This window comes from Halovenus rubra (genome assembly GCF_026586665.1).
Taxonomy (GTDB): Archaea; Halobacteriota; Halobacteria; order Halobacteriales; family Haloarculaceae; genus Halovenus; species Halovenus rubra.
Genome location: NZ_JAODIY010000001.1, coordinates 215,955 through 240,378, shown reverse-complemented (window position 1 = coordinate 240,378; position 24,424 = coordinate 215,955). Strand labels below are relative to the sequence as shown.

The window sequence follows — 24,424 nt, the reverse complement described above, 5'->3', positions numbered from 1 at the left end:
GGTTACGGTCGCCGGCCAGGACCCGGCGGCCGGGAACCACCTGGCCCACCGGGGCCGCCGCCGAATCGGTACTGCCCGGGTAACCGGACGCGGTCTTTGACGTGGTACCCGTAAGCGAGCCCAATGAGAACGCCCCCAAGGTGGGCGACGTGAGCGATACCGCCAGCGCCAGAACCGCCGGTGAGAACGAGCAAGACGCTAATGGCGATGGTTCCCCCTGTTAGTATCCAGATTTGCAGCGGGATGATGAAGTAGAGATAGACCGTTAGGTCGGGTTTCAGTACCGTCAACACACCCATAAGAGCAAGCGCTGCGCCACTTGCGCCGACGACGCCGGGACCACCGCTTCCGATAATAATTTGATAGAGTACCTGCCCAGCTCCTGCGAGGATTCCACTGGCAAGGAAAAGGGCTGCAAACTCTTTAGAGCCGATGTACTGCTCGACCAGTCGGCCAAAGAAGTAGATGACGATACCGTTGAACAGGATGTGGACAAAGCTAGCCGGCGAGTGGGCGAAAATAGACGTAACCCACGTCCACACATACAGCGGGTGCTCTGGTGAGAACACAAAGAGTGTATCGTGAAGACTATTACCAAAGGTGAAGAGCACCACAAGTTGGCTCAGATACGTCACAGCCATCAACAGGAGCATGAGGTAGGTCATGTTTCCCCGGAAGTACGCCAACGGGCCGCCGGGACCAGTGTCGATACCAAGTGACCCTGCCAATCCCTCATCGTCTTGCTCGTCGTCGAGTACCGTATCGTCGAAGCCACTGTCGAAGACGGCTCCTTCTTGTTCCCACTGTTGGAGCCCGGGACAGTTGTGGTTCTCGGGGAGCCGATGCTCCCCACAGTATGTCCCATCACAGTGGCGACAGTGATACGGCATACTCTCTTCTTGGCCGCAAATATCACACTCCGCCATTGCCCGACCATTGGGAGGGTGGTGGCAAAGGGATTGTGCTTGTTTGCAGGATTCGTACATCGACACCACGCGATACGCTGAAATGTATACCCCTCTAACTATCGATAGATGTCCGACTATGCCGCCCGTTTTGCTCACGACGCGCCCGGCGTCGAAGCTGCTGAATCCCTCCACATAGGTTCGACATATCACGTCTATGGTGCACGCCTTGACGGGAGTCGAGTCCGCATCGTTACCCCCGCCCCTGACGCGTTGCCCGACACACGCGCTATGGTGACTGACCGCTTCGAGGCGTGGTCGGCACACAGCACACACCATGCTCTTACCACTGTCCATGCTAGCGGAGAGACACCGCGACCATGGCTGGCAGTCGATACAACAGGAGCCCCGTTGCCTGACGTTGCACCGCTCTCGCCGGAAGATGCTCGGACAGTAATCGCACCAATCGCCGAGGCACTCCGCAAAGTGACAGCCACTGAGGGGAGGATACCGGTCGAACCGACTAATATTCGCATCCTCGCCGGTAACTCAGGGGAGACACAGATCTCAGGTTCCCGACTCGATTGGCCCCTGCGAGCCGAATTACCCGACCAGTCACCCTATGTTCCACCAGCCACTGGCGAAGAGGAGGCGTCTGCGGGTCGGGATATAGTCTTCCAGCTTGGCGCGCTTGCATCGTATGCCGTGACTGCCACACCGCCAGCCGATGATGGAGAGGAGACACACCGCGATGAGCAGTCTCGGTCACCGAATAACAGTGAACTACCGGCAGCATTCGAGGCCGTCATCGATACCGCGCTTGAATCAATCCCAGGAGAGCGATACGACAGCCCCTATGCGTTCAAGCGAGCGTTGATGTTCGAAAGCCAGCCAGCACCCGACCCCGACCCCAAACCCGAACCCGAACATCGATCTGCAGAGCGCGGTGAGACAAACACGGGTCTCGGTGCTGTCGACACACCGGAGCACGACGACTGGGAGACAAGCCAGAGTAGCGACAACGGCGGCGTCAGTCGCCGCACCGTTCTTGGTGCGCTCGGCGTCAGTGTCGCCACAACAACAGGCGGCGCGTGGTTTGCCACCCGGCGTCTGCTCGGGTCAGAAGCCGAGACGTTTCCAACCTTCCGGTACGATAGGGCAAACACCGGCTACGCCCCGGATGCCGTGGGGCCAACAGAAGGCATCACCGAGGCGTGGTCGGTTGATGCTACCGCGGAGGTTCGCGCCTCCCCTGTCGTCGGGAAACAGACAGCTATCATTACTAGTTCTATTGGCACAGCCTACGCACTCGATACGGCCACTGGAAGTGAGCGCTGGCGCGAGGAAATAGCCGAGATGGGCTTTATCAGTGCCACTATCGAGGACAACCTCGTGTATCTCATTGAGAAAAGAGAGGGTCAGCCAGGTGCAGTCGTCGCACGCACCCTGCAAGGCGGCTCCGAACGCTGGCGGCGAGAAATATCTCAGAGCCAGTACAGAACGCCGGTACTTGGTGGTAATACGCTGTACGTTCCCGGGGCTAAGGGGATTACTGCCTTCGAACTCGGAGGAGACAGGCAATGGACAAGCGAAGAGGCAGCAATAACGAGTCTCACAGGGGCCCTAAACGGTGAAACACTGTACGTGAGTGGCGTCGACAACATGCCTGATGAGAACGTCTCTTGGGATGGGCGAACTCACGGAGTGATTGCACTTGATACGAGCGACGGGAGCAAGCGATGGCTCTTCGAAATGGAGGATTTCACCAACTCTTCGCCAGCCGTCGCCAATGAGACTGTTTACGTTGGGAAAAGCGACGGCGATCTCGTCGCCATCAATACGGCCGATGGGAGCGAGCGCTGGCGGTTCGAAACGGACGACGGCATCACTGCCTCACCCGCGGTTACCGACTACAAAGGAGGCACCGTCTATATCTGTACACTCGGGGGAAAAGTCTACGCTATCGACAGCAACACCGCCGAGCAGCGTTGGTCTGTTACGGTAGACCGTCAGATTATCTCTTCACCGGCGGTCGTCTCAGATACGGTCTACACAGGTGGCCAGAATGGTATCTACGCGCTGGATGTCGCCGACGGGACCGAACGGTGGCGGTTCGAAACGGACGGCCCAGTCGTCTCTTCACCGGCTGTCGTCTCGAACACCGTGTTCGTCGGAAGTGATGACGGGACCATCTACGCGCTAACCGAACCGTGACCACCGGTACCACAATCGATTCTCATTTAATCCCGGCGAACAGTTGAAACAGATATGAGCGATGACGCAACGGACAACAGCCGGTTCGGCCAGGTCGGCGACCAGTACGACCCCGATGCGGTAGAGGACCGTGTCTTCGACCACTGGGAAGCCGTCAATGCCTACGAACGGACCAAAGAACACCGGGCCGACGAGGAATCGTACTACTTCCTTGACGGACCGCCGTACACCTCTGGCTCGGCACACATGGGGCACGCCCTGAATAAGAGCCTCAAAGACTGTTATGTCCGCTACAAGCGGATGTGCGGCCACGATGTCTACGACCGGCCGGGCTATGACATGCACGGTCTGCCAATCGAGACGAAAGTTGAGGAAGAACTCGACTTCGAGAATAAAAAAGACATCGAGAACTACGGTGTCGACAACTTCGTCGACGACTGCCGCGAGTTCGCCGAGGACAGCCTCCAGCAGCTGACGGCAGATTTCAAGTCGATGGGTGTCTGGATGGACTGGGACGACCCGTATCGGACGGTCGAACCGGAGTACATGGAAGCCGCGTGGTGGGGCTTTTCGCAGGCTAACGACCGTAACCTCGTTGAGCAAGGCCAGCGCTCAATTACGCAGTGCCCCCGATGTGAGACAGCTATCGCAAAAAACGAGGTTGAGTACGAAGACGTGCACGACCCCTCGATTTACGTCAAGTTCCCACTCCAATCCGGAGGCGACCGCGACAGTTACCTCGTTATCTGGACCACCACGCCGTGGACGATACCGGCAAACACGTTCGTCGCTGTCGACGGCGACTTGGCATATCAACAGGTCCGTGTCACCGCCGCTGATGGCACCGAAGAAGACCTCTGGGTTGCCGAGGCCTGCGTCGAGGAGGTCGTCGAACAAGGCGGCTACGAGGAGTTCGAAATTATCGAGGAAATCACGGGCAGCGAGATGGTCGGCTGGGAGTACGACCACCCACTTGCAACGGAAGTACCTGACCACCCTGACTCCGAGGGTGCGTGCCAGGTCTATACCGCTGACTACGTTGAAGCCGACCGGACAGGGCTGGTCCACTCCGCGCCCGGCCACGGTGAGGAAGACTTCGCCCGCGGTGAGGAAGCTGGCCTCAATATATTCTGTCCCATAGAGAGCAATGGCGTCTACACCGAGGCCGCCGGGGCGTACGAGGGTGAGTTTGTCCGTGACGCAAATGATGGTATTATCGCCGACCTCGAAGCAAAGGGGCTGATGCTTCAGGCTGACGAGACCCAACACAGCTACGGCCACTGCTGGCGGTGTGACACCGGTATCGTTCAGATGGTTACCGACCAGTGGTTCATCACCGTCACGGACGTCAAAGAGGACCTGCTGGCAAACATCGAAGAGAGCGACTGGAACCCCCAGTGGGCACGGGAGAACCGCTTCCGGGATTTCGTCGAAGAAGCTCCCGACTGGAACGTCTCACGCCAGCGCTACTGGGGTATCCCGATTCCCATCTGGCTGCCGACAGAAACCAGTGACGGCAAGTCGATAGACTGGAGTGGCAGCATGGACGACGCTATCGTTGTTGGCGACCGTGAGGAACTCGCCGAGCGCGTCGACCAAGAGATTGACCCAAAAACCGTCGACCTTCATAAAGGGACCGTCGACGACCTGACTATCACCGAAGATGGCATCATCTACAAGCGCGTCCCCGACGTGTTTGACGTCTGGCTGGACTCCTCGGTCGCCTCGTGGGGAACGCTTGGCTACCCAAGCGACGAGACCGAACACGACGACCTCTGGCCGGCAGACCTCGTCATCGAGGCTCACGACCAAACCCGTGGCTGGTTCTGGTCACAGCTTGGGATGGGGACAGTGTCAGTCGACCAAGTGCCGTACAACAACTTGCTAATGCACGGCCACGCGCTGATGCCGGATGGCCGCGCGATGTCGAAATCCAAGGATATCCGCATCGACCCGCATAACGTTATCGACAAACACGGTGTTGACCCGCTGCGACTGTTCCTTCTGTCGGTCAACCCTCGTGGCGAGGATATGCAGTTCTCCTGGGAGGGAACGCAGAAGATGCAACGCCAACTGAACATCCTCTGGAACGTCGTCCGCTTCCCGTTGCCGTACATGCAGGCCGACGGCTTCGACCCTGCAACGACGAGCATCGATGCGGTCGAAGACGACCTTGAACTCGCCGACGAGTGGATTCTATCACGGCTCGCTACGACCGTCGAGACGGTTACGGAGGAGCTTGAAGGGTTCGCAAACGACCATGCGGTCGAAGAGTTGCTTGAGTTCATCGTCGAAGATGTCTCCCGCTTTTACGTTCAGGTAGTCCGTGAGCGGATGTGGGACGAAGCTGACTCACCCTCCAAGCGAGCAGCCTACGCAACGCTCTACCGTGTGCTCGAAGAGACTGTTACGCTGATGGCACCGTTTGCGCCACTCGTTGCCGAAGAGCTTTACGGCGCGCTCACTGGCGACACTGGGCATCCGACAGTTCATATGGCCGACTGGCCCGAGCCCGACACAGCGCTTCAGGACCCACAGCTCGAAGATGAGATTACTGTCGTGCGGGCTGTCGAGGAGGCTGGCTCGAACGCCCGCCAGCAGGCCGAGCGGAAATTGCGCTGGCCCGTTCCGGAAGTCGTCGTCGACACGGGCAGCGAGACGCTGGCCGAGGCGGTCGAGGCACAGGCTGACCTCGTGTCCGAGCGGCTCAATACACGGAACGTCCGTGTACTCGGTCCCGACGACGAGTGGGGCGAGATTCGCTACTCCGCGACTGCAGATATGTCTGAACTTGGGCCGGCCTTCGGTGGAGATGCCGGTCCCGTGATGAACGCACTCAACGGGGCACGCGTCGACGACCCGACGATTGATGCATTGGAAACTGCCGTTGAGGACGAGACAGGCATGGACGTAGAGCTGACCGACGAAATGGTCGAAGTCGTCACCGAGACGCCGGACGGCGTCTCCGCGACCGAGTTCGAGGCACTGGATTCGACCGGCGTCGTCTACGTCGATACCGACCTCACCGAGGACATCGAAAGTGAGGGCTACGCCCGTGAAGTTATCCGCCGCGTCCAGGAGATGCGCAAGAACCTCGAACTCGATATCGAGGAAGAAATCGAGGTCGACCTCGACGTGAAAGACGACCGCGTCGCTGGCCTCGTCCGCGAACACGAGGACCTGATTGGGCAGGAAGTCAGAGCCGCCGACTTTGGAGCCCTCGAAGACGGTCACCGCGAGTCCTGGACCGTCGAAGGCGTCGAAATGGAAATCGCAATCAAACCGGTGAGCGAAGCGACGGCTTAGGTCGATATCCACGCCTTCGGCGTGGTTCACTGCGAGCGGGCTGTGCCCGCGAGCAGCATTTTTCACCCACGTTTTTCGAGGAGCGGTTCCCGCAGCGAGCGAGGGAACACGACGAAGAAAAAGGTGGCAGCGAGATGCGCAAGAACCTCGAACTCGATATCGAGGAAGAAATCGAGGTCGACCTCGACGTGAAAGACGACCGCGTCGCTGGCCTCGTCCGCGAACACGAGGACCTGATTGGGCAGGAAGTCAGAGCCGCCGACTTTGGAGCCCTCGAAGACGGTCACCGCGAGTCCTGGACCGTCGAAGGCGTCGAAATGGAAATCGCAATCAAACCGGTGAGCGAAGCGACGGCTTAGGTCGATATCCACGCCTTCGGCGTGGTTCACTGCGAGCGGGCTGTGCCCGCGAGCAGCATTTTTCACCCACGTTTTTCGAGGAGCGGTTCCCGCAGCGAGCGAGGGAACACGACGAAGAAAAAGGTGGCAGCGAGATGCGCAAGAACCTCGAACTCGATATCGAGGAAGAAATCGAGGTCGACCTCGACGTGAAAGACGACCGCGTCGCTGGCCTCGTCCGCGAACACGAGGCCCTGATTGGACAGGAAGTCAGAGCCGCCGACTTTGGAGCCCTCGAAGACGGTCACCGCGAGTCCTGGACCGTCGAAGGCGTCGAAATGGAAATCGCAATCAAGCCGGTAAGTGAAGTAACGACGTAACTCAATAGCCACGCTCAGCGAGGCGACTGTCTGAGCCGATATACACACCCGCCTCGTTTTTTACTCGTCTGCCGAGTACGGAGGGTATGGAGAAAGTCTGTGTCGACGACGTCGAAAACAGCATCCAGCCGGCGGCAGTGATGCGGAGTCTCACCGCGCCACTGGGATTGACTGACCTTGCTCTCAACTACTACGAACTCGAACCCGGCGATAGCTTTGCCTTTGCCTATCACAACCATGAGGTACAAGAAGAGACGTTTTACGTGCTCGCTGGGACGGCAACGTTCGAGACCGAAGGCGGCTCCGTTGAGGTTGCCGCGGGCGAGGTTATTCGGTTCGACCGAGAGGAGTTCCAGCGCGGCTGGAATCGTAGCGGCGAGCTAGTGCGTGCGCTTGCGCTCGGTGCGCCTCTTGAATACGGCGAGCAGGTCACGTTACGACACTGCTCAGATTGCGGTGAGCGAACGGACAGCCAGCTGGAAGGCGGTGAAGACGGAGAATCAGTCGTCGCCTACTGCACTAACTGCCAAAAGGAGACGGGACGGTGGTACCGCGGGTCGATGGACGGGACGGTTCCGTGACGCGGCAAGTTTGGGACAGCATCTCCGTTCGTGTAATGCACCCGAAAAGTCGTACAACGCCCGCTTGGATTGGTAGCTATCACGGCACTGTTCGCAGGCGACAGTGCAATCGGTGGGAGACGACAAGATATGTCAGTTCCGTACGGCGGTTCTCTTGGGGTTGGAACCGGAGCACTGTTGAAAGTTTTCGCGTTCGTCGTGGTGTCGACGATATGACGCTGCAGACCCCAGATAGGGGGCTTACACCGGTTGTGTAGCACAAACCTTATGTTTCTCTACCGATGCTGTGGTAATATGACACTGCTGGGCCACCGTCTGGCCGCCGCGCGCAGCACGCAGACCGACTCCGCGTCAGCTACTGCAGCGACAATTATTCGCTTTTTCACACTCTCGAAACGTTTTACACGTTTCACACAGTAATCGCGCCCTCACCGGGACGACGTTCCCAAGGCGCACGGTAGCCGGGTACCAGGGTAACATTTACCGATACCCCGGCAACTCGTTTGCACTGCTCCCTAACTGTCTCTATCGACCACCACAGATGTCTGCACACAACCCAGCCGCGAACCGACGAACTGACCGCGCCGCAAGCGAACTACACGCCGACAGCGGACAGGTATCAACCCGTATCCTTCTGGACTCGAGCACCCGACCCACCTGTGAAGCCTGCGGCAAGAGTATTGAGCTGAAATGCCGTCATAAGTGTCTCACTGTTCGAGATGGGAGTGGAACAATCAACGAGTTCATTTTCTGTAGTGAGACGTGCCTGTCGCGACAGCACGAGTAGCTGTTCTAACTGATGTTTTATATGCTGAGCAGTCGAACCGCAGATGATGCTTGGAAGTTTGCTTAAAACGCTCTGGAAGCTAGTCACCCTCCCGGTCAAGCTGGTACTCCTCCCGTTCAAAATCGCATCGTTCATCGTTAGTCTCATCGTCTACGGGAGTGTCCTCCTCGTTCTTGGGCTCGTGGTGTTCTTGTTCGTCCTCTGAGCTACCACCGGGTCGAGTCCCACTCGTGGGCGAGCAGGCTATACCAGAGAGTGTCTTGGTACTCGCCGTCGACGAACACCGCTTCGCGGTTGATGCCCTCGCGCTCAAATCCGAGCGATTCGAGTAGGGCCTGCGAGGCGTCGTTGAACTCAAAGACACGCGCACAGATACGGTGATAGCCGCGCTGCTGGAAGCCGTAATCCGTCAGGAGTGCGACTGCCTCGCCACAGTAGCCCTGCTCGCGGTGGCCGGGATGCATCCAGTACCCCAGTTCTGCACTATGAGTCTCGGCCTGCTTGGGACCAAGTCCGACCGTACCGGTCGGCTCGCCGTCGGCGGCCACGATGAAGTTGACGCCGTCGCCCTCACAGACGACGCTTTCGAAGAAATCTCGTTGCTGTGGGCCGTTGACCGGGTCCGCCCGGCCTATCGCCCGCCAAACGGTGGGGTCGTTGACGCCCTCCTGCAGGAAATCGAGGTCCTCCTCCTCTATTGTTCGTAACTCGATGCTGTCGCCGTCAAGGAACACTGGTCCTGGCATACGACCGGCTACACGCCCCGGTATAAAAGATGTTGCTCGGGTGTGTCAGAACTTATCACAGTATCGATACAAGTGAGTCTATCACACAACGTCCGAGATGAGTGTGTCAGTTGGGACAAGCCAATTGCTCACTTGCACTGTGTATTGACTGCTGAGTGAAATATCATATAGGCCGATATTTATACTATTACGCAAGGTGCACAACTCATATCAATTAGTGAATTGATCTCTGGTCGGTAATTCTATACACGGTGGAGCTATCATCACAGCTAAGACCAGTTATGATCGGAGAAATTAAAGCCATACGCACGGAGATGATACTTTATTATGTATTGATGGTGCTCTCACTCGGTTTGTGGGTCATCCGGGACGCTCGCGCTCGCGGGAGTAAACAGCCCTATACATGGGCATTGGTATCGGTCTTTACACCAGTTGGACTGCCATACTATCTCTACAAACGGTATCGAAATGCAGGTCTTAAAAAACGTGAGACGACAACGAGGCTCGACCGAGTTCTTGCAACGTGGGCCAGTGCTAGTTTCGGTGCATTTCTCTTAGCCGCCATTCTGACACCGCCTGGCCCATTCTCACAGATACGAGTAATGCTGATTGTCTTTCTCCCGGGTATGTATCTGCTCGTCTACCGTCGGAAATACCGAATGCTCCAGCAGTCAATTCAAATCTAGGTCTCCCAGGGTACCGGTATACACGACTGTTCTGCTGGCTACATCCACTGTACTGACCGCTTCTCGACGAGGCACAGAGCGTGCCTTTCTGTGAACGTCTCTGGGAGAGTTTCTCCACCAGGGGCGGCCGTTCTTGCCGTTCTCACGCCTGGCCGGTCAGATTCTCTGCTACACGCGCCTGCGACCGCAAGCTTAAGCCCGAAGCCGCACCAACTCGGTCGTGATGGGACCAGTACCGGACCTCGACGAGCGCGCCACAGCCTGTGCCCGCCGACTTCACGACGCCGAGTCAGTCCTGCTCGCCTCCCATATCGACGCCGATGGACTGACCAGCGCTGCCATCGCTTCGACGGCACTCGAACGCGCGGCACTCCCCCACGAAGTCGTCTTCAAGAAACAGCTCGACGAGGAAGAAATCGCGTCGATTGCGGCCCGCGAGTACGACACGGTCCTCTTTACAGACTTCGGAAGCGGCCAACTGGACGACATCACCGACCACGAACATGCTGGCGATTTCCAGCCGGTTATCGCCGACCACCACCAGCCTGCCGATGCGACGACGGAGTTCCACCTCAACCCGCTGCTTGAGGGTATCGACGGGGCCTCGGAACTTTCGGGAGCCGGGGCGAGTTACGTCCTCGCGCGAGCACTTGCCGAGACGGGCGAGGACAGCCCGGACAACCGCGACCTCGCGGCACTGGCCATCGTCGGTGCGGTCGGGGACATGCAGACCGTCGATGGGGAACTCGTCGGTGCAAACGAGGCCATCGTCGCGGACGGAGCCGAGGCGGGCGTCGTTGAGGAGGCAACCGACCTCACGCTGTATGGCACTCAAACGCGACCGCTACCAAAACTTCTCGAATACGGAAACGACGTTCGGATTCCGGGAATTTCGAACGATGAACAGGGTGCGGTGGCATTCCTTCAGGAACTCGATGTTGACCTGCAGACAGACGGGGGGTGGCGGCGGTGGGTCGATCTGAGTGCCGACGAGAAACAGACCGTCACCAGCGCATTACTCCAACGGGCGCTTGAGCGTGGCGTCCCTTCGGCGAAGGCCCAGCGTCTTGTCGGAACCACTTACCGCCTGTTAGACGAGTCAAAAGGCTCCGAGTTGCGAGATGCAAGCGAGTTCTCAACGCTACTGAACGCGACGGCCAGATACGAGCGAGCCGACGTAGGACTCGCAGTCTGTCTCGGCGACAGAGACGAAGCACTCGACCAAGCGCGCAAGTTGCTAGAAAACCACCGCCGCAACCTCTCGGAGGGCCTCGATAAAGTCAGCAAGCAGGGTGTCGAGCAGACCGAACACCTCCAGTACTTCGACGCTGGCGGAGAGATACGCGAGACGATTGTTGGTATCGTCGCTGGGATGGCACTCGGAACTGATGGCGTTGACCCTGACCGCCCGATTATTGCCTTCGCGCAAAAAAACGATGAGGAAATGAAAGTCTCCGCACGCGGGACTGGTCGGCTTGTCGGCCGCGGGCTTGACTTGTCGACAGTGATGAAAACGGCGTCGCGGGCAGTCGGCGGCGACGGTGGTGGGCACGATATCGCCGCCGGTGCGACCGTCCCTGCCGGACAGGAAGAAGCATTTCTCGAAGAAGCAGACGCGGTCATCGCCGAGCAGCTCAACTGATACCGCGCTGCGTGCGGTCGGTCACATATCGAGAGATCAGCGCTGTGTCGAAAAGAACGGTTTGAGTCGGTGATAGAGCACTTTAGTACCCCGTATCTCAGCAGTGGGATGACCCCACAGGAGACACCGGCGTTGACTGCAGAGGTCGTCGGCGATCTCTTGATCGGTGTCGAGGGAACACTGCTGGGACTCGGTGTACTCAACTGGGTGGTCAGCGTCCCCGAATTCGTGTGATAAGGATTTGACACGCTCGTCGTGTTGGCAGTCATCACGACGCCAGAGCCTGCCGGACTGTCCGTTCAGGTTCGACAGACCAGATAGGTTGTTCGGAAAAACACACGGCAAGCGCGAGGCGGCAAAGCTAATGCGCATTGGCGAGAGAGTACTACCAATGAGGCCGCGGGACGTCTTCGATATGGTGCTCGTCGTGCTGGTCAGCATCGTGCTGTATATCGAGTTTTATGGCACGACCACCAGCGGCGCGGGTGCTATCAAAGAGATTGCCGATGCGCTTGTGAACATCGACCCAATGTATTACTTGATCGTCGGCGGCGTCTTTGGTGTTATTTTCGTGAGCTACATCACAATCTATCTCCCACAAAAGCATAGTCAAAACCCGTGACTGTGATTCTCCCAGAGACCAAACGGCAAGAATTTGAGCGTCGGACAGCTATTTGGGCCCGATGACCGACTTCGACCCGGACAAATTCGAGGACAAGTACGCGAACTACTTCGCTGAGCTACAGCGCGCCTACAAGCAGGCGTTCGAGACGATGAACGATGCCTACGACTCCGAGCTGATTCACGCCATCGACCAGGGAATCCTCTCCGAAAGCGAGCCGTTCTACGAGGGAGATGGCGAGTTTCGCATCGAGCTACCCGACGAGCCAGAATCGCGTCTCCAGGGAGTCGTTGTCGACGACAAAAAGCTAGAGGCGACACTGGACCGGTATCTCGACGAAATAGAGGCCGAGTTGCAGCAGGTATTCGGGCTCACCGGAGAGTAAGGCAGTCGAGAAGTACCAGCGTTTACTACAAGGGACTCCTAACTGCGGGTATGGAACTGACAGCCGAACAGGAGCTGATACAGGAGACGATACGTGAGTTTGTCGAGGACGAAGTGGCCGATGTCGTCGACGAAGCCGACGAAAACCAAGAGTTTCCCGAGGACGTCTGGGACGAACTTGCCAAGCTTGGCTTTGCCGGGCTGACCGTCCCCGAAGAGTACGGTGGCTTCGATGCCGACGAGGTGACATACAGCATCATCAACGAGGAAATCGCCCGTGGCCACCTCTCGCTGGCGACAGCACTCTCAGTCCACGCGCTGGCGACCTCGTGTATCACCGAGTTTGGCTCGGAGCAGCACAAAGAAGAGTGGCTGCCGGAGATGAATGAGGGGCGACCGGTCGGCGCGTTCGCACTGTCGGAGCCACACGCCGGCTCGAATCCAGCTGCGATGACCACAGAAGCCCGCCCCGAGGGCGACGAGTACGTCATCGATGGCAAGAAACAGTGGATTACGAACGGGACACGTGCAGGTGTCTGTATTCTCTTTGCCAAAACGGACCGCGACGACCCCGAGACAGTGACCCAGTTCCTCGTCCCGATGGACACTGAGGGCGTCACGGTGGGCAAAAAAGAGGATAAGCTCGGCCTGCGGGCCAGCGACACGACGACGCTTATTTTCGACGACGCTCGGATTTCTAAATCCTACCGCTTGACCGAGGTGGGACAAGGGCTAAAGGCGGCGTTCTCGATTCTTACCGGTGGTCGCATCGCTATTGCCAGCCAAGCAGTCGGCCTCGCACAGGCGGCACTTGACGACTCTATCGAGTACGCCCACGAACGCGAGCAGTTTGGCACACAAATCAGCGAACATCAGGCAATTGCCCACAAACTCGCAGACATGCAGACCGATGTGCAGGCGGCCCGCCTGCTCACGCATGACGCCGCCCGACAAAACGAGGACGACATCGCGCCACAGGCCGCCTCGATGGCGAAGTATTTCGCCAGTGAAACAGCCGTCGACGTTGCTGATGACGCTGTGCAGATTCACGGCGGCTACGGCTTTACCAAGGACTTCGATGTCGAGCGGTACTACCGCGATGCCAAGATTACAACCATCTACGAGGGGACCTCCGAAATCCAGAAAGATATAATCGCCCGGCACTTGACTGAGTGAGGGGCGTCGTGACTACGTGCTTGGTACTGCCTCGGGCTGTGGATAGTTCGGGTCGCGTTTCTGCAGATAATAGAGCAGTACGATGACCCCGCCGATTATTGGCAAGACAAAGAACGCGACAAAGAAGCCGACAGCCCACATATCTGCGGTCTGCATGCTACGTTCGGTCGCATCCCGGTAGATAAGGACGCTCCCGGTTGCGGCCAAAAGGAGTGCAACTGGGAGAGACAGCGAAATCGAGAATCCAGCCATACCGACAGTTCAACGACCGATGAAAAAATCCTGTGGAATTTGTTTTTGTCGACCTACCTCGACGGACTACCTCGGTACTGAATCAGAAGGACGGTTGCGAGGCCAGCCCCAATCAGCGCGACCGCTGACAGCGTTCCGAAAAAGACGACAATGTCAAACGAGCCAAGTAAAAAGCCGCCGATAGCGATAGAAGCAGAGCCAAATCCAAACTCGCCGAGATACGTGTACCCATAGGAGAGGCCACGGCCTTCAGGTGGCGTGTAGACGGCGACGGCCTCCTGATAGAAAGGCTGGATAGCGAACAAAAAGAAGCCGATGACGCCACAGAGCACGACCAGCGGCGCGACTCCACGCTTCGATACCGGGACAAACAACGCAGCGAGGGTAGCCAACACGACAAAAATGCCAATAATTCCGCGTGCAGGAGTCACGCGGTCAGTCGCCTTCCCGCCGACATATTGGCCCGCCATCCCAATGACGAGAAGGCCAACGTAGATATAGTCACCAGGGTTGATGCCTTCAAGCCCGAGGCCGGGGTCGAAGTTGGCCAGTGCATCGATATCCTGTAGAATCTCTGGTAGGTAGGTCAACACGCCACGGTAAAATAGCCCCTCGAACGAGACGATAACGAAGACCACCGCGAACGCACTGGCAAATAATGCACGCGAGCTGGACAACAAGTCGGACAGCGAGGCGGGTTGCTCGTCGGTTTCGTCGTCAATTTCATCGGCACCAGCAACAGGGTCAAAATCGGCGGACAGTCCGTACAAAGCAGCAAAAATGCCCGGAACAGAGAGTGCCACAGCGACGTATTCCCACTGATAGAATATCAACAGCGTCGCGGCGACGAAAGGACCAAGCGCGATGCCAATATTACCGGCGATGCCGTGGTAGGCAAACACCGTTCCTCGTTCCTCGACGCCAGTAGAGATTAGCGAAAGGCCAGCGGGGTGATAGACACTGGCGGCGATACCCCAGAGGATGAGTCCGAGAGCGATTGCATAGATAGAAGAAGCCAACGCGAGCACAAGAAACGAACCGGCCATCCCGGCGAGACAGAAGACGATGAGCCGTTTCGTCCCGTACCGGTCGGCAAGCACGCCACCGGGGAGTGCACCGATGCCAAACGGTGCGTAGCCAAGCGCAACAATCAGGCCAAACAGACCGACCGAAACATCGAATTCGGCGAGCCATACCACAAGGAAAATCGGAATCGAGGTTTCGAACCAGTGGACAAGCGCGTGGCCGGTCATGGTGAACCCGGCAATAGCCCTGTCGTTCGCGTTCAGACTCATCTGGGGATTGTGAAGTGGTTCTACCGGATACACTTAGACTCTCCTGTTTGCGGAGCAGTCATCGAGGACACTCACTGGAAAGCAGCGAAACTCGACTGGAGCGCACGCCTAGTTGTTCCCTCGGTGAGTTCGTAACCAACTAGGTTCCGGAGGTTAACGGCGTATGTAGTGCCCTCATGGGACAAGACGAGAACGCGCCCCTGTGTTCCGCGAACGGTTCCGGTGGCAATTGTTTCGGCGACAGGCCGTTCTGAAAGCCCAAGACGATACGCAAACGAGAACGTCTCAATTGGGTCGAACCGAGAAAGAAGGGCCGTCCACGCGCTGTCATCGACCGTGTGGTGTATCCCCTCAATTTTTGTCTGGACCCGCACGCGGTCGGAGATATCAGTAGCGATATCGGCCTCGATTTGCCGGGCAACGTTCCCATCCTCGACAGTACGAATGTGGGCTGCCCGGTCTGCCCCCTGTTCGCGCAGGCGGGTTTCTACCCGCCACGACCGGGTGACGCCAACCTTGAACGTCGCCGGCGCGAACGCAGCGAGGTAGACGGCGTGTTCCTCGTGACAGGTGGGCAGTGGCATGTTGCAGTCGCCGGTACATCTCGCACACGCCCAGCGGGAGGTATGGCGGTCACAGTAGGGTGCACGCTCGGCTGTGCAGGGTTCGTGAACGCCATCTTCGACCACTCCGGCACAGTGTCGCTCTCCGAGTTGATAGGCAATGTCAGTCCCGGGCTCTAACGAAACCGACTCGATAGCACCGTCACGAGCGATCAGGAGTGTAGCGACAGTAGAGTCGCCGACAGGAGCTGACTCGTATCCGACAATCTGCACACGACACCGTATCGCCTCGGCAACCAAAGCTTAATCGTTGCCAGCAGTGAAACAATCCCATCACTTTTGTAATAGTCTGTAGCGTATAGCTGCGTATGGAAGTTGTAAACACAGACACTGTGCCAGGCGAAGAGATTGAAGAGTCACTCGGTATCGCGCGTGGCAACACGGTTGAAGCGCGTAACGTGGGCCGAGACATTACGCAAAGCATCCGAAACCTCACCGGAGGGGAGCTCAAGGCCTACTCGGAGCTGCTGACGAAAGCCCGTGAAGAGGCACTCAGTCGAATGGTCGAGGATGCCAAGTCGATGAACGCCGACGCGATTGTCAACGTCCGGCTCGAAAGCTCGGAAATATCGAACGGCGGCTCAGAGGTACTTGCCTACGGAACTGCGGTCCGCCTGGCGTAAGTCGACACCCTCGATGGTCGAACAGCACGACCCAGCACACGCTGGCGTGAAAGCTGGACGCGTCGTTGGACTGCTGACGGCATTACTCGTCGTCGTTAGTCTGTTCAGCGTGCAAGATTCGTTTGTTGGGCGACTAGAGTCGGTCGTCCAGCTAACTGGTATCGACCCCGGCCCCTCAATATCGGCCTATTTTTATCTATACGTCGGCAGCGCAGCGCTTTGGCGGTATGCGGTCGGCTACATCGCCGGCTCACTCGTCGGTGTTGTCTACGACTGGCTCGATACTCCATCAGTCGCTGTTCTTGTCGGTATCGTCTTGCTTATCGGCCTCGTCGACGGGTGTATCGCCACAGTAGACACGCGTAGTATGCTCATAGGCATCGGATACGTGCTTGCCTGGCTCTGTTATGTCCCTGTGTTCGTCTGGCTATTCGAGAAAGACGAGACTGACCAAGTGACTCATACCAGTCTCAGCGAACTCTAAGTTGCGTTAGCTCTCTAAGTCGTCTTCGAGTTCCGCAAAGTCCTCGATAAGCGATAGCGTCAAGAACTCGTTACCGACTTTGTTACCGAAAAAGACAACCACCTTCTCTTCTCCGGGGTCGGTAACACGCAGGATGTCAGAGACCGAGATGTTCGCACGGTCGCTTGGGCCATCGGTTTCGAGGTTGATTCGATGGGGGCCAGTGCTGTTTAACACGTCCTCATATATGACCGTCGGCTTGCGTTTCTCCACATCAGCGTCGGGGTCGAGGTCAAGCGACTCGGCAAGGAGTTCCTCGCCGTTGGGACCAATAAATTCGAGCGACCCGGTCAGTCGGTCCTCCGAGAGATTAAACAGATTGACATCGCCGACAACGTAGTCAGCGACAAATTCGCTGATGCGGGTACAGCCTGTAATCGAAGTGAGAAGCGTCGTGGCCCCAACCGCGAGCAGTGTCCGTCGCTCAAGTGAACGCTGGCTGCTCCCCACAGGAGTACCATCACGTTGCTGGCGGAGCATATAGTTGTAGGATCTTGTCGAGGCCACAAATATGTCGTGGCAAGTTGCCCGAGCAGAAATCGTCTAGCCCTCCGGGAACAGGCCGACACCGCCGCAACCGAAACCCCCATGCAACAGGAAACCACACCGATTGCATGGAACGAATCGAAGCAGTCGATTTCCATGACATCGTGCAGGTCGAAGAGCCGCGGGTATCTCCCGACGGCGAATCTGTCGCGTTCGTCCGGAAGGTCCCCGACGACGAATCCTACGCCGCGACAATCTACGTCGTCTCGACAGGCGGTGACGCCCTCCGTCGGTTCACTGTTGAGGAAGGTGTCGACAGCCAGCCCCGGTGGAGTCCAAGCGGCGATAGACTCGCCTTTGTTTCGACGCGGGGCGCAGACGATGACCGTCCACAGCTGTGGGTCCTCCCGACAGCCGGCGGTGAAGCCCGGCAGGTAACAAACGTCGCAGGCGGTGTCCGCAGCATCGAATGGGCACCCGACGGGTCGACAATCGCGTTCGTCCAGAGTGTTCGTAAAGAAGACCGCAAGGAGGACCACGATATCGATGTTCCCGAGGGTTTCCAGCCTGATAGCCCCGACCCACGAGTTATCGATCGAACGGTCTACCGGTCGATGGAGCAGTACGTCGATGGGAAACGCAGTCATGTCTACACCGTCGACCTCGGCGGTGACCGTCCCGACGAAGACGACGAGATAAAGCGCCTCACCGACGGCAACTGGGATTATGACGGGCCGACATGGCAAGACGAGACAACGCTCTACTACACCAGAAGCGTCGGAGAGCCTGACCCTGACGATTCTCTTGAATACGAGATTATCAGCCATGACCTCAGCACCGATGAGACAGCGGTTCTCCACACCACAACCGGGTGGGGCACAGTCCTTTCGGCGACAAGCGACGGACTGATCGCATACCTGTTCTCGGACCCTGAACAGACCAGCCTAAAACAGACCGAAGCAAAGGTACTCGACGCAGATAGCGGTGATATCCACCATCCGACAGCAGACCTCGACCGCACACTCGGCTATGCGGCCACTCCACAGTGGGGCCCCAACGAGGAGCAGTTGTTCTTTACGACGCCAGACGAGGGTTCGGGGGCGTTGTGGACTGTTGCGTACGACGAAACCGATGCGAGGCGGGTCCTACGCGAAGATTGGAGTAGCCTCGATAGTGCTCACGTCGGCGACGACCTGATTGCCTTTGTTCGCAGTGAGTGGGACCACCCCGGTGACCTTTTTGTCTCAACGCGTGGCGGTGCAGAGGAGCATCGCCTCACGCGGCTCAACGCCAAGCTACTTGACGACCGGGCAGTCTCTCGACCCGAAGAACTCTGCTATGAAAATGAGGGAACAGAAGTACAGGGCTGGCTGCTCACGCCACCAGATTTTGACCCTGAAAAGCAGTATCCCCTCGCCGTCGAAGTCCACGGCGGTCCTCATGCGATGTGGACAACGAGCGGGACGATGTGGCACGAGTTCCAGACGCTTGCCGCGCGTGGCTACGTTGTCTTCTGGTCAAATCCCCGGGGTTCGGCGGGCTACGGCGAGGATTTCATGTCGGCCATCGAGCGCGACTGGGGCGACGTGACGATGAGCGACGTAATGACTGGCGTCGAAGAAGTCATCGAACGGGAGTATGTCGACGAGAATCAGGCATTCCTGACTGGCGGCAGTTTCGGCGGGTACATGACCGCCTGGATGGTCGGACAGACTGACTTCTTCGAGAGCGCAGTCTCCCAGCGGGGCGTCTATGACCTGACGAGTTTCTACGGCTCGACCGACGGCGCATACACACTCGTCGAGGGTGACTTCGACACCACGCCATCCGAAGAACCCGAGTTCCTCTGGGAGCACTCGCCGACCGGCCACGCCCACAAAGTCGAGACGCCGACGCTCGTCCTCCACAGCGACGACGACTACCGGACTCCAGCCTGTTCGGCGGAGTTGTTCTACCGTATCCTCCGAAAGCACGGCGTCGACACACGCTTTGTTCGGTATCCCGAGGAAGGTCACGAGCTGTCTCGGAGCGGCCAACCAAAGCACATTGTCGACCGCATCGAGCGCATCGTCCGGTGGTTCGACGGCTATTCCGAGTATCACGACGTCCCGCGGGCGCTCGACCGTGACGACGAAGAAGGACTCTCCGCTGGGGAAACGGAAGACGAGGAAGAACCCGACGAGAACGCAGCCTAGCTGGTTCCTTCTTTGCGTCGAATCTCTCCTTTACACGCTGGACAGTGGCTGTTAATCCGCGCGTTGAACGTTCGCCCACAGTTCGAGCAGTCGTGGAGTGGGGGGCCTACGTTACCCATTTAGAGATTGTATCAAATCCATGCGTGTTAAGTATTATCATTTGTCAAGGGAGTCGTCCCGCAATCAGGAAAGAGGCTGAGTAGTGGCCCGGCTTTTGGAGCAGTTTTGATAACGCCCCCGGTATCCGCCATAGAACTCCCTCACCCGCCGCCTTGGCACCAATCGTTGTTGCCACCACCCACGCACGGCTGAACGGTTAAGTTTGTTACAGTGCATTGTTTCGTATGGACGTCGTCGACCTCGACCATGTGGCGATTCGGGTAACGGACCTTGACCACGCGCTTTCGTTCTATCACGACTTGCTTGGGCTACCAGTACGGGACCGCGACCGCTACGAGACGGGTGAGGTCCCCTTCGTTGCCGTCGTCGCCGGCGGCCGCCACATCCACCTCGTCCCGACCGACGAGGAAATCGACGTCGGCGGGGAACACATCTGTCTCCTCGTTCGCTCCGATGATGTGGACTCGCTGGGCGAACTGGAGGGCCTGCTTGACGACCTTCGCGCGGAGGGTATCGAAGTCGAGGACGGAGAACCGTACAAACGATATGGAGCCTACGGCCGAGCCTGGGCGGCCTACGTCCGTGACCCCGACGGTCGCCGTGTCGAGCTCAAACTGCACTGAGTCTGCGAACTCACAAGCAAGCCAAGCGCTGTGGTCTCTCCCAACCAACACACGCGCAGGTCACACTTTTATACTCCACAGGCGAACCCGACGCGATGAACGTCAAGAACGTCCTCGGTAAAGACGCGATTCCGAGCATCGACGACCTCGAAGTCGGCGAGGCGTTCGGACCCACAACCGTTTTCCTAGGAGCTGACCCCGGTGAAGACATTATGGGTACCCAGACTCCCGGGTCCCTGAGTTGGGTGGCGTCGTGACTGACTGCGTCGGCGGCAAACTATCCGTATTACGGCAGGCAAAGAAAGCCGACATGCCTTCGAGAACCCGGGGTACGAGTTCGAAGTAGCTGAGAGAAGACTGCTCGCTGATGGTACAATGTGGGACCCAAAGACAGGACAGAGCAATGGTGGACGAGCACTCAGATGAGTGCCATCACAGCGACTATTCGCGTTCACCTGGCAGGACGATCATGGCTCTGACGCGTTTTATTAACTGGTCAGAAGCTTCGACAGTTCTATAAACCAGTGAGACAGAGGTTAAATTGATGATCGACGATAGTAAAAAACCAATTCTCTTTACCGTCATCGTCGCAGGCATCGCGGCGGCCGTGTCCGTGCCACTCTCATTCATCGCGGGCACTGTCACGACGATCGCGGTGGGAACGGTCCACGAGACGGTCGGCTCCGGAACAGTCACCCCCGGCTGGATGGTTGGCATTGGCGTGACAACTGTGTTCACGCTGTACATTAGCTACGCTACGTACAGCTTCAACAAAGCAAAATACGTCAACGGAACAATCGAATAACGCAGACTCGAACCAATCAGTCAGCTTTCTTCTTCATCGGGATCCCAACGTTGTACGAGCTTATCGCTTAGGTAGAACCCAAGCATCCCGAATACTGCTGCAAACAGCAACGACACCGGCGTGAGGTCGTACCCAACCAGCGATACGAGTGTTGCCCAGATGAGCAACAGTCCAGTTGTCCAGGCCATTAGTCGCCACGGCTCCATGTTATATAGTACGGTTCCTACGCTTAAGTCGTCGTGCCTTTAGAACACGGACACGCGGAGAAACCGACGGCTTACGAACAGAACAGTTGGGTAACGTAGACGTTGTCGTCGGTCGTGTAGACACCAATGCCAGTTCGTGTCCAGTTCTCTGCGACAATGTTCATGAGATGACCCGGCGAGTTCAGCCACGCCTCGACGGCGTTCTCAGCGAGTGGCTCCTCGTGGTTGTTGCGTTGGAGTTCGACGATGTTCTCGCTGACTGCCGTGCACTCTGCTCCAGCGCGGCGGACTCGCGTTTCAGGACCGATTCCGTTGGGCGTCGTATGGTTGAAAAAGCCACGGCTGGCCATGTCCTCGCTGTGATTTCGGGCAACTGCAGTGAGTTCCTCATCGAGTGATAACGCCCTCAAGTTACGGTCCTGACGAGCGTCGTTGATCCCTTCGTGGATGAACTGCTCAGTCACCGGTTCGTCGATTTCCAGAGATGGGGATACCTCAGACCATGTCGGTAACCGGTCACTCCCTGGAACGTCGTCCACAGCGACAACAACACCAACTCCCCCAACGACAAAAAACAGGCAGACAACAACAGCAACGAGGGTCCGCCGGGAGCCGCTTGAAACAAAAGATGACGACTCGGCCATAGAATTAGTAAGGGCTATAGGAATATAAATCTGGGATTGATCGAAGCCCTAGTACGTATCGATATCAGTCCCAACAGAACAGACATACTCGCCAGAAGCAACGGGTGGGCGACGACGCTTGCGCCAGACGATACCGCTCGAATCCGACGTAATCTCGGTTTTGACAGTTCCAAACACGTCGGTCACGCGGAACAGGGTCGTGTTGGGAGAAACTTGCTCTCCGAGTTCGACATCGAAGTCGATGATACCTCCCACGGGAGAGCCGTACTGCTCAAACCCGGCGGCGCGAGTCTGAAGCTGTTGGTCGACAGTTCCCTCCAAGAAATTGTAGTACTGGAGAACGTTGAAAACGCCTTGGACCCCGCGCCGGATACTCTCATCGTCGAAGCCGACAGCGCCACCAAGCTCGGGGTCAACCGTGGGGATTCCCTCGTCTGGGCCCACACGTGCAAGCTGGCCGTCCGGTCCCTTCTGGTCAAGAATGTGACCGCAGCCAAAGACCTTTGCAAGCTGGAGACACTCGTCGTGAAGTCGGTGACGGCGACCACATCTGACGCGAACCTCGTTTATCATCTGGGATGTCGAGCCCTGGTGTAAGTCCAAAATAAGGTCGGCGCGGCTCGCCGCGTCGAAAGTGTTTGCAGCAATTCGCTCGGTCGACGTTCCGTTCTTGTCGCCGGGATATGTGCGGTTGAGTTTCGTATCGTCGATGGGGTTTCGGTGTTCGCCTCGCTGGAAAGCATAGTAGTTGGCGACACCGACAATGAGAATCGTTCCAGAAATCTCTGTCGGGTCAAGTTGCGGGACAACGCGTTGGAGAACACCCACTCCGTTGAGTTCGTCACCATCGCTCGCTGCCTGTATATACAGCGTTTTGCCGGTGCCGGCACCGTTGAGAACGGCGACAGGGAGCGTGACGCGAGAGCCATCACGGTCGTCACCAATATCGAGTTCGCCGATATCCATCTCACCGGGGGCGGCGCGTGCCGTACCCAGACGTGTCATTATCTGTAATCTCTGGTGCATGCTCTTTAGCAGTTCGGTCTTGTACAGTCGTTCTCGACTCTAATGATAATGATTTATGACGCGTGATTGGTTACAACCACTGGTATGACTGACGCACTCAAGAAAGGGCTTGAAGGCGTGCTTGTGGCCGAGTCAGCACTTAGCGAGATTGATGGTGACGCTGGCCGGCTGATTTATCGAGGGTACGATATCGAGGACCTTGCGCACAAGGCGAGTTACGAGGAAGTACTCTATCTCCTCTGGAACGGCGATTTACCGACTTCTGAAGAGCTCGAATCGTTCGCCGACACCATGCAAAGCGAGCGACATATCGGCGATAACGTACTCGATACGCTCGCTGCTCTCGCCGACTCCGATGAGCATCCGATGGCTGCGCTCCGGACAGGTGTCTCACTGCTCTCGGCTGCAGAACCTGAATCCGATGCGGACCCAACAGATCGTGATGCCACACGACGGATGGGACGACGCATCGTCGCCAAGATTCCGACGATACTCGCGGCCTATGACCGACTGCGTCGCGACGAGGAGCCTCTTGAGCCGCGTAAAGACCTCTCTCATGCCGGTAACTTCCTTTATATGCTGACCGGCGAGGAGCCAAGCGAAACTGCCGAGGAGACGTTCGATATGGCGCTCATCTTGCATGCAGACCACGGATTGAACGCCTCGACGTTTACATCGATGGTCGTCTCCTCAACGCAGGCTGACCTCTACAGCGCCGTCACGGGAGGGATTGGCGCGCTCTCGGGCCCGCTACACGGTGGCGCGAACCAAGACGTGATGAACACACTTCTAGAAATCGACGACAGCGAGAAAGACTCACTCCAGTGGGTCAAAGACACTATCGATGCCGGCGGGCGCATCCCCGGCTGGGGCCACCGCGTCTACAATGTGACAGACCCTCGCGCAAAGATTCTCCGCACAAAGCTCGAAGACCTCACCGAAGTCACCGACGACGAGCGCTGGCTCAACTACACCTCGACAATCGAAGGCTACCTCGTTGATGAGATGGGCCTCCCCGACAAGGACATCGCCCCAAATGTCGACTACTACTCCGGTTCAGTCTACTACAAGCTCGGTATCCCTGTGGACATGTACACCTCTATTTTTGCCATGTCCCGTGCAGGGGGCTGGGTGGCTCATGTGCTCGAATACAGCGAGGATAACCGCCTCATTCGCCCACGGGGCCGATATATCGGTACCGAAGACCGCCAGTACGTGCCCATCGACGAGCGCTAA

28 protein-coding genes and 1 pseudogene are annotated in these 24,424 nt (G+C 57.7%); 20 read left to right on the top strand and 9 right to left on the bottom strand.

From position 1 onward, the window contains the following. Positions 1–2: 2 nt before the first annotated feature. A complete protein-coding gene (locus N5098_RS01175) occupies positions 3–926 on the bottom strand; it encodes a rhomboid family intramembrane serine protease (RefSeq protein ID WP_267635844.1) in 924 nt (307 codons plus the stop codon). Positions 927–1,034: 108 nt separating this feature from the next. On the opposite strand from N5098_RS01175, the gene N5098_RS01170 reads away from it, so the two are divergent. From N5098_RS01170 to N5098_RS01145, 7 genes and pseudogenes are all read left to right on the top strand, one after another. Next, positions 1,035–3,119: an outer membrane protein assembly factor BamB family protein gene (locus N5098_RS01170; protein WP_267635843.1), complete on the top strand. Its 2,085-nt coding sequence runs from the start codon at positions 1,035–1,037 to the stop codon at positions 3,117–3,119. Between the two features lie 54 nt (positions 3,120–3,173). After that, a complete protein-coding gene (gene ileS / locus N5098_RS01165) occupies positions 3,174–6,425 on the top strand; it encodes an isoleucine--tRNA ligase (RefSeq protein WP_267635842.1) in 3,252 nt (1,083 codons plus the stop codon). 134 nt (positions 6,426–6,559) lie between these two features. Beyond that, positions 6,560–6,784 carry a hypothetical protein gene (locus tag N5098_RS01160; RefSeq protein ID WP_267635841.1) on the top strand — a complete coding sequence of 75 codons (225 nt, stop codon included), beginning with the start codon at positions 6,560–6,562 and terminating at the stop codon, positions 6,782–6,784. Positions 6,785–6,915: 131 nt separating this feature from the next. Then, a pseudogene (locus N5098_RS01155) lies at positions 6,916–7,143 on the top strand (DUF5915 domain-containing protein); the annotation flags it as partial. An 86-nt stretch (positions 7,144–7,229) separates the two neighbouring features. Continuing rightward, positions 7,230–7,724 (top strand): cupin domain-containing protein, encoded by a 495-nt coding sequence (locus tag N5098_RS01150; protein ID WP_267635839.1) that lies wholly within the window; start codon positions 7,230–7,232, stop codon positions 7,722–7,724. Positions 7,725–8,265: 541 nt separating this feature from the next. Next, positions 8,266–8,511 carry a DUF7576 family protein gene (locus N5098_RS17665; RefSeq protein ID WP_438267316.1) on the top strand — a complete coding sequence of 82 codons (246 nt, stop codon included), beginning with the start codon at positions 8,266–8,268 and terminating at the stop codon, positions 8,509–8,511. Between the two features lie 43 nt (positions 8,512–8,554). Continuing rightward, entirely contained in the window at positions 8,555–8,716 is a 162-nt protein-coding gene (locus N5098_RS01145; RefSeq protein WP_267635838.1) for a hypothetical protein, read from the top strand. Between the two features lies 1 nt (position 8,717). Here the strand turns inward: N5098_RS01145 and N5098_RS01140 are convergent, their stop codons facing one another. Beyond that, positions 8,718–9,257 carry a GNAT family N-acetyltransferase gene (locus N5098_RS01140; protein WP_267635837.1) on the bottom strand — a complete coding sequence of 180 codons (540 nt, stop codon included), beginning with the start codon at positions 9,255–9,257 and terminating at the stop codon, positions 8,718–8,720. 335 nt (positions 9,258–9,592) lie between these two features. On the opposite strand from N5098_RS01140, the gene N5098_RS01135 reads away from it, so the two are divergent. From N5098_RS01135 to N5098_RS01110, 6 genes are all read left to right on the top strand, one after another. Then, positions 9,593–9,943 (top strand): hypothetical protein, encoded by a 351-nt coding sequence (locus tag N5098_RS01135; RefSeq protein ID WP_267635836.1) that lies wholly within the window; start codon positions 9,593–9,595, stop codon positions 9,941–9,943. A gap of 223 nt (positions 9,944–10,166) precedes the next feature. Next, positions 10,167–11,585: a RecJ family nuclease gene (gene recJ, locus N5098_RS01130; RefSeq protein WP_267635835.1), complete on the top strand. Its 1,419-nt coding sequence runs from the start codon at positions 10,167–10,169 to the stop codon at positions 11,583–11,585. Between the two features lie 108 nt (positions 11,586–11,693). Continuing rightward, positions 11,694–11,819 (top strand): hypothetical protein, encoded by a 126-nt coding sequence (locus tag N5098_RS01125; protein ID WP_267635834.1) that lies wholly within the window; start codon positions 11,694–11,696, stop codon positions 11,817–11,819. A gap of 157 nt (positions 11,820–11,976) precedes the next feature. Then, positions 11,977–12,207: a hypothetical protein gene (locus N5098_RS01120; RefSeq protein ID WP_267635833.1), complete on the top strand. Its 231-nt coding sequence runs from the start codon at positions 11,977–11,979 to the stop codon at positions 12,205–12,207. A gap of 61 nt (positions 12,208–12,268) precedes the next feature. After that, positions 12,269–12,592: a DUF5783 family protein gene (locus tag N5098_RS01115; protein ID WP_267635832.1), complete on the top strand. Its 324-nt coding sequence runs from the start codon at positions 12,269–12,271 to the stop codon at positions 12,590–12,592. A 50-nt stretch (positions 12,593–12,642) separates the two neighbouring features. Beyond that, complete coding sequence (locus N5098_RS01110) at positions 12,643–13,767, top strand: acyl-CoA dehydrogenase family protein (RefSeq protein ID WP_267635831.1); 1,125 nt, start codon at positions 12,643–12,645, stop codon at positions 13,765–13,767. 12 nt (positions 13,768–13,779) lie between these two features. On the opposite strand, the gene N5098_RS01105 is transcribed toward N5098_RS01110, so the two are convergent. The 3 genes from N5098_RS01105 to N5098_RS01095 all read right to left on the bottom strand — a co-directional run bounded on the left by N5098_RS01105 (position 13,780) and on the right by N5098_RS01095 (position 16,150). Next, positions 13,780–14,019, bottom strand: coding sequence for a hypothetical protein (locus N5098_RS01105; protein WP_267635830.1), 240 nt, complete (start codon positions 14,017–14,019; stop codon positions 13,780–13,782). Between the two features lie 53 nt (positions 14,020–14,072). Then, positions 14,073–15,314, bottom strand: coding sequence for an MFS transporter (locus N5098_RS01100; protein WP_267635829.1), 1,242 nt, complete (start codon positions 15,312–15,314; stop codon positions 14,073–14,075). Between the two features lie 71 nt (positions 15,315–15,385). Beyond that, positions 15,386–16,150 carry a DUF2797 domain-containing protein gene (locus tag N5098_RS01095; protein WP_267635828.1) on the bottom strand — a complete coding sequence of 255 codons (765 nt, stop codon included), beginning with the start codon at positions 16,148–16,150 and terminating at the stop codon, positions 15,386–15,388. Positions 16,151–16,245: 95 nt separating this feature from the next. Here N5098_RS01095 and N5098_RS01090 point away from each other — a divergent pair, with 95 nt between their 5' ends. Both N5098_RS01090 and N5098_RS01085 read left to right on the top strand, forming a co-directional pair. Next, a complete protein-coding gene (locus N5098_RS01090; protein ID WP_267635827.1) occupies positions 16,246–16,560 on the top strand; it encodes a YbjQ family protein in 315 nt (104 codons plus the stop codon). A gap of 13 nt (positions 16,561–16,573) precedes the next feature. Then, positions 16,574–17,044, top strand: coding sequence for a hypothetical protein (locus N5098_RS01085; protein WP_267635826.1), 471 nt, complete (start codon positions 16,574–16,576; stop codon positions 17,042–17,044). A gap of 6 nt (positions 17,045–17,050) precedes the next feature. On the opposite strand, the gene N5098_RS01080 is transcribed toward N5098_RS01085, so the two are convergent. Beyond that, complete coding sequence (locus N5098_RS01080) at positions 17,051–17,563, bottom strand: hypothetical protein (protein ID WP_267635825.1); 513 nt, start codon at positions 17,561–17,563, stop codon at positions 17,051–17,053. Between the two features lie 134 nt (positions 17,564–17,697). Between N5098_RS01080 and N5098_RS01075 the strand changes: the two genes are divergently transcribed. From N5098_RS01075 to N5098_RS01060, 4 genes are all read left to right on the top strand, one after another. Continuing rightward, the gene (locus N5098_RS01075) at positions 17,698–19,764 is read left to right on the top strand and encodes a S9 family peptidase (RefSeq protein ID WP_267635824.1); all 2,067 of its coding nucleotides are present in this window, start codon (positions 17,698–17,700) and stop codon (positions 19,762–19,764) included. 344 nt (positions 19,765–20,108) lie between these two features. After that, positions 20,109–20,507: a VOC family protein gene (locus N5098_RS01070; protein WP_267635823.1), complete on the top strand. Its 399-nt coding sequence runs from the start codon at positions 20,109–20,111 to the stop codon at positions 20,505–20,507. A 95-nt stretch (positions 20,508–20,602) separates the two neighbouring features. Continuing rightward, a complete protein-coding gene (locus N5098_RS01065; protein WP_267635822.1) occupies positions 20,603–20,764 on the top strand; it encodes a hypothetical protein in 162 nt (53 codons plus the stop codon). A gap of 287 nt (positions 20,765–21,051) precedes the next feature. Then, positions 21,052–21,312, top strand: coding sequence for a hypothetical protein (locus N5098_RS01060; protein WP_267635821.1), 261 nt, complete (start codon positions 21,052–21,054; stop codon positions 21,310–21,312). Positions 21,313–21,332: 20 nt separating this feature from the next. On the opposite strand, the gene N5098_RS01055 is transcribed toward N5098_RS01060, so the two are convergent. The 3 genes from N5098_RS01055 to N5098_RS01045 form a co-directional block, all read right to left on the bottom strand. After that, entirely contained in the window at positions 21,333–21,500 is a 168-nt protein-coding gene (locus N5098_RS01055) for a hypothetical protein (RefSeq protein WP_267635820.1), read from the bottom strand. Between the two features lie 89 nt (positions 21,501–21,589). Further along, a complete protein-coding gene (locus N5098_RS01050; protein WP_267635819.1) occupies positions 21,590–22,162 on the bottom strand; it encodes a CAP domain-containing protein in 573 nt (190 codons plus the stop codon). 48 nt (positions 22,163–22,210) lie between these two features. Further along, a complete protein-coding gene (locus N5098_RS01045; protein ID WP_267635818.1) occupies positions 22,211–23,167 on the bottom strand; it encodes a succinylglutamate desuccinylase/aspartoacylase family protein in 957 nt (318 codons plus the stop codon). A gap of 105 nt (positions 23,168–23,272) precedes the next feature. Between N5098_RS01045 and citZ the strand changes: the two genes are divergently transcribed. Next, positions 23,273–24,424 carry a citrate synthase gene (gene citZ / locus N5098_RS01040; RefSeq protein WP_267635817.1) on the top strand — a complete coding sequence of 384 codons (1,152 nt, stop codon included), beginning with the start codon at positions 23,273–23,275 and terminating at the stop codon, positions 24,422–24,424.